A 7896-nucleotide genomic window follows, 5' to 3' on the forward strand; every position below is an offset into this window, starting at 1 on the left:
TCAGCGTCCTTCCCACACGGGGGTGCGCTTCTCGCGGAACGCGGCGGGCCCCTCCTGGGCGTCACGCGAGCGGTACACCGGCGCCCAGATCTCTTCGGCCCGCTCGTAGGCGTCGGCGCGCGAGAGGTAGGCGGTCCGTTTCGCGGCCCGCACCGACAGCGGCGCGTTGGCCGCGATCCGTTCGGCCAGCTCCTGGGCCCGGGAACGCAGCTGTGCCAACGGGACGACGTCGTTCACCAAGCCGGCCTCGCGCGCCCGGTGCGCGTCGAGCGGGTCGCCGGTGAGCAGGACCTCCAGGGCGATCCGCGGCGGCACGAGCCACGACAGCGGGGCCGCCCAGGGCGCGCCCCGGCCCACCTTCACCTCGGTCACCGCGAACCGGGCGTGCTCGGCCGCGACGACGAGGTCGCACTGCTGGGCCAGCAGGAAGCCACCGGCGTACGCGACGCCGTTGACCGCGGCGATCGTGGGCTTGGGGACGTCGATGTTCCGGCCGAACTGCGGCAGGAAGTCCGGCGGCGGGACCTCGAGCGCCGTCTCGGCCATCTCCTTGAGGTCGCCGCCGGCGCAGAACGCCTTGTCCCCGGCCCCGGTCAGCACGAGCACGGCGGCCGAGTCGTCGGCGACGAACCGCCGGGTCCCGGCCCACAGGCCGTCCCGGACCTCTTGGGACAGTGCGTTGCGCGCTTCGGGGCGGTCGATCGTCAGCCAGGCGACGCCGTTGCGCACCTCGTAGGAAATCACTCTTCCACCACCGCCAGCACCTGACCGGTGTCGACCTGGTCGCCCAGGCGCACACGCAGCTCGGCGACCGAGCCGTCGACCGGCGCGACGACCGTGTGCTCCATCTTCATCGCCTCCAGCACCAGGAGCGCCTGCCCGGTCACGACTTCGTCGCCGGCAGCGACGAGAACCCGCACCACGGCACCGGGCATCGCGGCGAGCAACGAGCCGGCGGCCGCGGCGGCGTCCGGGTCCGCGAAGCGCGGAATTTCGGCGAGCGCGGCCGAACCCTCGGGACCATCCACATAGGACGTTCCGGCGCGGGTGTGCACGCGGTAGGCGCGGTGGACGCCGTCGATCTCCAGCTCGACCAGCTCGGGTGCCGCGGAGACCAGCCGGACCGACTCGCCGAGCGGAGCGCCGTTCACGGTGAGCCGGAGCCCGGACCGCCGGACCGAGTACGCGACGTCCAGGGTTTCGCCACCGGCGAGGTAGCCGGCACGCTGGGGCGGGCCGCCGACGTTGCGCCAGCCCGACGGCATCTCGGGCAGGACCCGGGCCTCCCGGCGGTGGCGGGCCTGCCGGGCCAGCGCCGCCGCGGCGGCCTGCCGGGCGCCACCGCCTTCGGGAGCGCCCAGCGCGACAGGGTCGTGCCGGGTCAGGTAACCCGTGTCCGTGTGGCCGGCCAGGAACTCGGCCTCCCCCAGGATGCCGACGAGGAGGTCGCGGTTCGTCGTGACGCCGTGGAGTTCGGCGTGCCGCAGCGCACGGGCCAGGCTGCGCGCGGCCTCGTGCCGGGTGCGGCCGTGGGCGATCACCTTCGCCAGCATCGGGTCGTAGTGCGGGCCGACGACCGAACCGTCCTCGACGCCGGAGTCGACGCGGACCCCGCGCGGCGACGGGACGCGGAAGCGGTGCAGCGTCCCGGTCGCGGGCAGGAACCCGGCCGGCACGTCCTCGGCGTAGAGCCGGACCTCGATCGCGTGCCCGCCGATCCGCGCGCCGAGGACCTCCGGCGGCAACGGCTCCCCCTCGGCGACCCGCAGCTGCTGCTCGACCAGGTCCAGGCCGGTGACCAGCTCGGTCACCGGGTGCTCGACCTGCAGGCGCGTGTTGACCTCCAGGAAGAAGAACCGGCCGGCCCGGTCCAGGACGAACTCGACCGTGCCCGCGCCGGTGTAGCCGATGGCCTTCCCGGCGGCGACGGCCGCGGCGCCCAGCTCGGCGCGCAGGGCGTCGTCCACCGCCGGCGACGGGCACTCCTCGACGATCTTCTGGTACCGCCGCTGGATCGAGCACTCCCGCTCGAACAGGTGCACCACCTCGCCGTGGGTGTCGCCGAGGATCTGGACCTCGACGTGGCGCGGGTCGACGACGAACCGTTCGAGGAACACCGTCCCGTCGCCGAACGCCGACGCGGCTTCGCGGCGGGCGCCCTCGACGGCCTCGGCGAGCGCGGTCTCGTCGTGGACCACGCGCATGCCGCGGCCGCCGCCGCCGAACGCGGCCTTGACCAGCACGGGGAAGCCGATCCCGGCGGCCACCGCGGCCAGGTCGGTGTCGTCGGTGACGGTCGCTCCCGGCAGCACCGGCACCCCGGCCGCGTCCATCCGGGCCTTGGCTTCGACCTTCGAGCCCATCGAGGCGATGGCCTCCGGGGACGGCCCGACGAACGTGATCCCGGCTTCGGCGCAGTCACGGGCGAACCCGGCGTTCTCCGACAGGAACCCGTACCCGGGGTGGATCGCGTCGGCGCCGGTGGCCCGGGCGGCGGCGATGACGAGGTCGCCGCGCAGGTAGGTGTCGGCGGGCGCGGCGCCGGGCAGCCGGACGGCTTCGTCGGCGAGCCGGGCGAAGGGCGCGCCGGCGTCCGGGTCCGAGTACACCGCCACGGTGGCGATGCCGAGGTCGTGCGCGGTGCGCATGACCCGGGCGGCGATCTCCCCGCGGTTGGCGACGAGCAGTTTCGTGATCATCGGTTCACATCCGGAAGACGCCGAAGCCACGCCGGCCCTCGACGCGGTTGGAGTGGACGGCGGACAGCGACATCCCGAGCACGTCCCGGGTGTCGCGGGGATCGACGATGCCGTCGTCGTACAACCGCGCGGTGACGGCGAAGGCGTGCGACTCGCGTTCGATCTGGCTCTCGATCGCCGCCGTGCGCGTCCGGTCGGCTTCTTCGTCGAACTCGCGCCCCTGCGACGCGGCCGAGGCGCGGCCGACGATCGACATCACGCCGGCGAGCTGCGGCGCGCCCATCACCGCGAGCTTCGCGCTCGGCCACGCGAACATCAGCCGCGGGTCGTAGGCCCGGCCGGACATCCCGTAGTTGCCCGCGCCGAACGAGGAAGCCATGTTGACGGTCAGGTGCGGCACCGTGCTGTTGGTGACGGCGTTGATCATCTTGGCGCCGTCCTTGATGATCCCGCCCTGCTCGTACCGCGTGCCGACCATGTAGCCGGTCGTGTTCTGCAGGAACACCAGCGGGACGTCGGTCTGGTTGGCGAGCAGGATGAACTCGCTGGCCTTCTTGGCCTCCTCGCTGAACAGGACGCCGCGGTGGTTGGCGAGCACCCCGACGGGATAGCCGTGGATGCTCGCCCAGCCCGTGACGAGCGAAGTGCCGTAGAGCGGCTTGTACTCGTCGAAGTCGGAGCCGTCGACCGTGCGGGCGAGGATCTCCCGCGGGTCGAAGGGCATTTTGGTGTCCGGCGGCACGATGCCGAGGATCTCGTCGGGGTCGTAGCGCGGCGGCTCCGGCGTGCGCGTGGGCCCGGGACCGAGCTTGCGCCAGTTGATCCGGGACAGGACGCGCCGGCCCAGCCGGATGGCGTCGCGCTCGTCCACCGCGAAGTAGTCGGAGAGGCCGGAGACGCGGGAGTGCATTTCGGCGCCGCCGAGCGACTCGTCGTCGGCCTCCTCCCCCGTGGCCATCTTGACCAGGGGCGGGCCGCCGAGGAACACCTTGGCCTGGCGGTCGACGAGCACCGCGTAGTCGCACATGCCGGGTACGTACGCGCCGCCCGCGGTCGAGTTGCCGAACACGATGGCCAGGGTCGGGATGCCCAGCGAGGACAGCTCGGTCAGCTCGTGGAAGATCCGCCCGGCGGGCACGAAGAGGTCGGCCTGCGTCGGCAGGTCGGCGCCGCCGGACTCGACGAGGTTGATCACCGGCAGCCGGTTGACGCGGGCGATCTCCAGCGCCCGCAACGTCTTCCGCAGCGAGTACGGGTTCATCGCCCCGCCGCGGACGGTCGGGTCGTGCCCGATGACCACGCACTCCACATCGGACACCACGCCGATGCCGGTGAGCACCGAGGCGCCGACCGTGAAGTCGGTGCCCCACGCGGCGAGCGCGGACAGCTCCAGGAACGGGCTGTCCGGGTCCAGCAGCAGTTCGAGGCGTTCGCGGACCGGGAGCTTCCCGCGGTCGCGGTGCCGCCGGACGTACCGCTCCCCGCCGCCGGCGACGGCCAGCTCCAGCTGTTCCTCCAGCTTGGCCAGCGCGTCCAGCTGGGCCTTCCGGTTGGTCGCGTAGCGCTCGGCCGAGACGTCGAGCAGGGATTTCAGGACCGTCATTCCGCTCCCCCGTAGTGCCCGGCGTGCCGCTCCCGGACCACGTTCTTCTGGATCTTCCCGGTGGACGTGCGCGGCAGCTCGTCGGCGACGATCACGGCCTTCGGCACCTTGTAGCCGTCCAGGCGGTCCTTCAGGCGCAGCCGCAGGCCTTCGGCGTCGATCCGCGCCCCGGGTTTGGGCACGACCACCGCCGTGATGGCCTCGGTCCAGCGTTCGTGCGGCAGCCCGACGACCACGACCTCGGCGACGTCCGGCTCGGTGTCGTAGACCGCCCGCTCGACCTCGATCGAGGCGACGTTCTCGCCGCCGGTCTTGATGACGTCCTTGTACCGGTCGGCGAACCAGAGCACCCCGTCCGGCCCGAACCGCCCGACGTCGCCGGAGTGGAACCAGCCGTGCCGGAACGCCTCGGCCGTGGCCTCGGGGTTGCGCAGGTACTCCTGCATGGTCGACGGCGCCCGGTAGACGATCTCGCCCTGCTCGCCGCGCGGCAGCAGCTTCCCGTCCGGGTCCATGATCCCGACCTGGACGCCGGTGAGCGGGGTGCCGACCGCGCCGACGTGCGAGAGCTGGTGCTCGGGGCGGAAGAGCGTGGTGATCGGGCTCATCTCGGTCTGGCCGAACAGCAGCGCGAAGTCGCAGCGGAAGCCGTCGAGGCACGCCTTGATCTGCGCTTCCGGCATCGGCGCCATCGCGTAGACGGCTCGCCGCAGTGAGGACAGGTCCCGCGCGCCGAACGACGGGTGCTCCAGGGCCGCGCGGTACATCATCGGCAGGCCGAAGACCTGGGTGATCTTCTCGCGTTCGATCGTGGCGAGGAACGCGTCCGGGTCGAAGCCGCGGTGCACGAAGATCGTGGCGCCGACGACGATCGCGGGCGTGCAGAAGGCGTTGAGCTGCGCGGTGTGGAACATCGGCATCATCGCGACGAACCGGTCGTCGGCGCGCCAGCCGGAGTCGAGGGCGGCCGACATCGACTCCAGGTGGATCCCCAGATGCGTGCCGACGACGCCCTTCGGGGCCGCCGTGGTCCCGGAGGTGTACAGATAGGACAGTGGAGCGCGGTCCTCGACGACGACCTCGGGGGACGTCGTGTCGTCCGAGAGCACGTCGTCGAACTCCAGGCCGGTGGCGTCGCCGCCGGTGCCGGGCGCGAGGATCACGTCGGTCCCTTCGGGCACCGCAGGTGCGATGACCCCAGCGAGCTGGCGCTCCACCACGATGCCGCGGGCCTGCGAATGCCCGAGCACGTAAGCGACTTCGTCGGCGCGCCAGCCGAGGTTGATCGGGACACAGACCACCCCGAGCTTCGCGCAGGCGTAGTAGACGGCGAGGAACTCGGCGCTGTTGGCCGACGCCAGCGCGAGGACGTCACCGGTCGTGTACCCGCGGGCGGTCAGGCCGTGGGCGAACCGGTTGACCCACGTGTCGAACTCGCCGTAGGTCCAGCGGCGCTCGCCGTCGACCACGGCGAGGGCCTCCGGGCGGGCGAACGCGACGCGGGTGAGCGCGTCGCCGACGTTGACCCGGTGGACGAGGTTGTGGTCCGTCATCAGTCCTCCTAATAGGACCGGGGCAGCCCGAGGCTGTGCTGCGCGACGAAGTTGAGGATCATTTCGCGGTTCACCGGGGCGATCCGCAGCAGCCGGGCCAGCCCCCAGTACGGCAGCAGCCCGAAGTCCGCCGAGACGCCGTTGCCGCCGTGGGTCTGGATGGCGGCGTCGACGGCGGCCAGCGCGGCCTCCGCGGCGGCGTACTTGGCCATGTTCGACGCCTCGCCCGCGGGCAGCCCGCGGTCGTGCAGGGCCGCCGCGCGGTGCGTCATCAGGGCGGCCAGCTCGGTTTCGATCTTGGCCTTGGCCAGCGGATGCGAGACGCCCTGGTGGACACCGATCGGCCGGTCCCACACCGTGCGTTCCCTGGCGTAGCGAGCGGCGACGTCGAGGGCGTAGCGCGCGATGCCGACGCAGAGCGCGGCGCCGGTGATGCGTTCGGGGTTGAGGCCGTGGAAGACCTGCCGGAAACCCGCGCCCTCCTCGCCGACGAGCGCCGTCGCGGGCAGCCGGACGCCGTCGAAGCGCAGCGTGAACTGCTTCTCGGGCAGCATGACGTCGACTGGCAGGGGCGTCACCGTGAGGCCGGGCGCGTCGACCGGGACCAGGAACAGCGAGAGCTGGGCGGTGCCGTCGGGGTCGCGGCCGGTACGGGCGACGAGCAGCAGCGCGTCGGCGGTGTCGACGCCGGAGATGTAGTACTTCTCGCCGTCGACCACCCACTCGTCGCCGTCGCGGCGGGCGGTGGTGCTCAGCTTGTGGGTGTTGGAGCCGGCGTCCGGCTCGGTGATGGCGAAGACGACCTTGGCCCGGCCGCTCGCGAGGCCGGGCAGCCACTCCTTGCGCTGCTCCGGCGTGCCGAACTCGGTGAGCACCTCGGCGGAGATGGCTTCGGTGACGAGCAGGAGCAGCATCGGCGCGCCTCGCGCGGCGCTCTCCTCGATCACGATGGTCAGCTCGGCCAGGCCGCGGCCACCGCCGCCGTACTCCTCGGGGATGTTGACGCCGATGAACCCCGCGTCGCCCAGCGCGTGCCACAGCTCGGTGCACTCGCGGCCCGCCCGGGCGTGCTCGACGTAGTAGCGGCCGCCGAACGGCGCGGCGATCGCGCCCACCGCGGCCCGGAGGTCACGGGCCTCGTCGCTGTCGAGCACGTCCACGCCGACGCTCCTTAGTGATTTCGTATTCACTTATAGCGCACCGTAGCTCCCGTCTGCGACGATGACAAGATGACAGCGACATCCCCGGCCACCCGGCGGCGGCGCGACCCCGAGCGCCGGGAGCGGATCCTGACCGCGGCGGCCGAGCTCACCGCGCGGCGCGGGTTCCACGCGATCGGCATGGCCGACATCGGCGCGGAGGCCGGCATCGTCGGGTCCGGCGTCTACCGGCACTTCGAGAACAAGGACGCGATCCTGGTCGCGCTGCTCGACCGCGTGATGGCCCGCCTGCAGGACGGGGCCGCCGCGATCCTCGCCGCCGGCCCGGACGACCGGGCGACGCTGTCCGGCCTGGTCAGGGACCACGTCCGGGTGGCCATCGAGGACCGCACCGTGCTCGCGGTCTACCACCGCGAGGTCCACAACCTGCCCGAGGAGGACCGGCGGCGGCTGCGCCGGCTCCAGCGGCACTACCTCGAGGACTGGGTGCACGTGCTGTCCCCGCTGCGCCCCGACCTCGCCGACGGCGAGCTGCGGCTGGCCGTGCACGCGGCGATCGGCGCAGTGCAGTCGACGCTCTTCTTCCGCAGCGGGCTGGCCCCCGAGCGGCTCGCGGCGCTGCTCGACGAGATGGCGCACGCCTGCCTCGGTGTCACGCCGACACCGCCCGCGTCAGTGAATGGCGAATAACTTTCCTCTTGATTTGGTGACCTGGCTCACGGCATGCTGGGCTCGTCGGCGACGGCGAAGGAGCCCGGCATGACCACCACCAGCGAGCAGATCGACGTCGAGACCCTCCGTGGCCGCCCCGAGGGCGACGCCGAGGCCAACGAGAAGCGCTACGAAGGCGCGTTCTCGAGCTTCCTGCGGCGCGGCATGTC

At 72.5% G+C, this 7896-nt stretch carries 6 protein-coding genes; 1 reads left to right on the forward strand and 5 read right to left on the reverse strand.

What is annotated here, in order from left to right; translation table 11 throughout:
- Genes ABZ342_RS33610 through ABZ342_RS33630 form a run of 5 tightly spaced genes read right to left on the reverse strand, consistent with a single transcriptional unit; the run spans position 1 to position 7015 of the window.
- Positions 1 to 744: an enoyl-CoA hydratase-related protein gene (locus tag ABZ342_RS33610; protein WP_360481641.1), complete on the reverse strand. Its 744-nt coding sequence runs from the start codon at positions 742 to 744 to the stop codon at positions 1 to 3.
- Positions 741 to 2699, reverse strand: coding sequence for a biotin carboxylase N-terminal domain-containing protein (locus ABZ342_RS33615; RefSeq protein ID WP_360481644.1), 1959 nt, complete (start codon positions 2697 to 2699; stop codon positions 741 to 743). Before ABZ342_RS33615 ends, ABZ342_RS33610 begins: the two co-directional genes overlap by 4 nt.
- Positions 2700 to 2703: 4 nt before the next feature.
- The gene (locus ABZ342_RS33620) at positions 2704 to 4302 is read right to left on the reverse strand and encodes a carboxyl transferase domain-containing protein (RefSeq protein ID WP_360481647.1); all 1599 of its coding nucleotides are present in this window, start codon (positions 4300 to 4302) and stop codon (positions 2704 to 2706) included.
- The gene (locus ABZ342_RS33625; RefSeq protein WP_360481650.1) at positions 4299 to 5855 is read right to left on the reverse strand and encodes an AMP-binding protein; all 1557 of its coding nucleotides are present in this window, start codon (positions 5853 to 5855) and stop codon (positions 4299 to 4301) included. Before ABZ342_RS33625 ends, ABZ342_RS33620 begins: the two co-directional genes overlap by 4 nt.
- Positions 5856 to 5863: 8 nt before the next feature.
- Positions 5864 to 7015, reverse strand: coding sequence for an acyl-CoA dehydrogenase family protein (locus ABZ342_RS33630; RefSeq protein ID WP_360481653.1), 1152 nt, complete (start codon positions 7013 to 7015; stop codon positions 5864 to 5866).
- 69 nt (positions 7016 to 7084) lie between these two features.
- Between ABZ342_RS33630 and ABZ342_RS33635 the strand changes: the two genes are divergently transcribed.
- Complete coding sequence (locus ABZ342_RS33635) at positions 7085 to 7705, forward strand: TetR/AcrR family transcriptional regulator (protein WP_360481656.1); 621 nt, start codon at positions 7085 to 7087, stop codon at positions 7703 to 7705.
- The last annotated feature ends 191 nt before the right edge of the window (positions 7706 to 7896 follow it).

The sequence above is a fragment of the Amycolatopsis sp. NPDC005961 genome, from assembly GCF_040629235.1.
In the GTDB taxonomy this organism is placed as follows: Bacteria; Actinomycetota; Actinomycetes; order Mycobacteriales; family Pseudonocardiaceae; genus Amycolatopsis; species Amycolatopsis camponoti.

Bases quoted from the DNA above. Each gene is read 5' to 3' on its own strand.
- ABZ342_RS33615 (WP_360481644.1), bottom strand. From the start codon at position 2,699: ATGATCACGAAACTGCTCGTCGCCAACCGCGGGGAGATCGCCGCCCGG.
- ABZ342_RS33620 (WP_360481647.1), bottom strand. From the start codon at position 4,302: ATGACGGTCCTGAAATCCCTGCTCGACGTCTCGGCCGAGCGCTACGCG.
- ABZ342_RS33625 (WP_360481650.1), bottom strand. From the start codon at position 5,855: ATGACGGACCACAACCTCGTCCACCGGGTCAACGTCGGCGACGCGCTC.
- ABZ342_RS33635 (WP_360481656.1), top strand. From the start codon at position 7,085: ATGACAGCGACATCCCCGGCCACCCGGCGGCGGCGCGACCCCGAGCGC.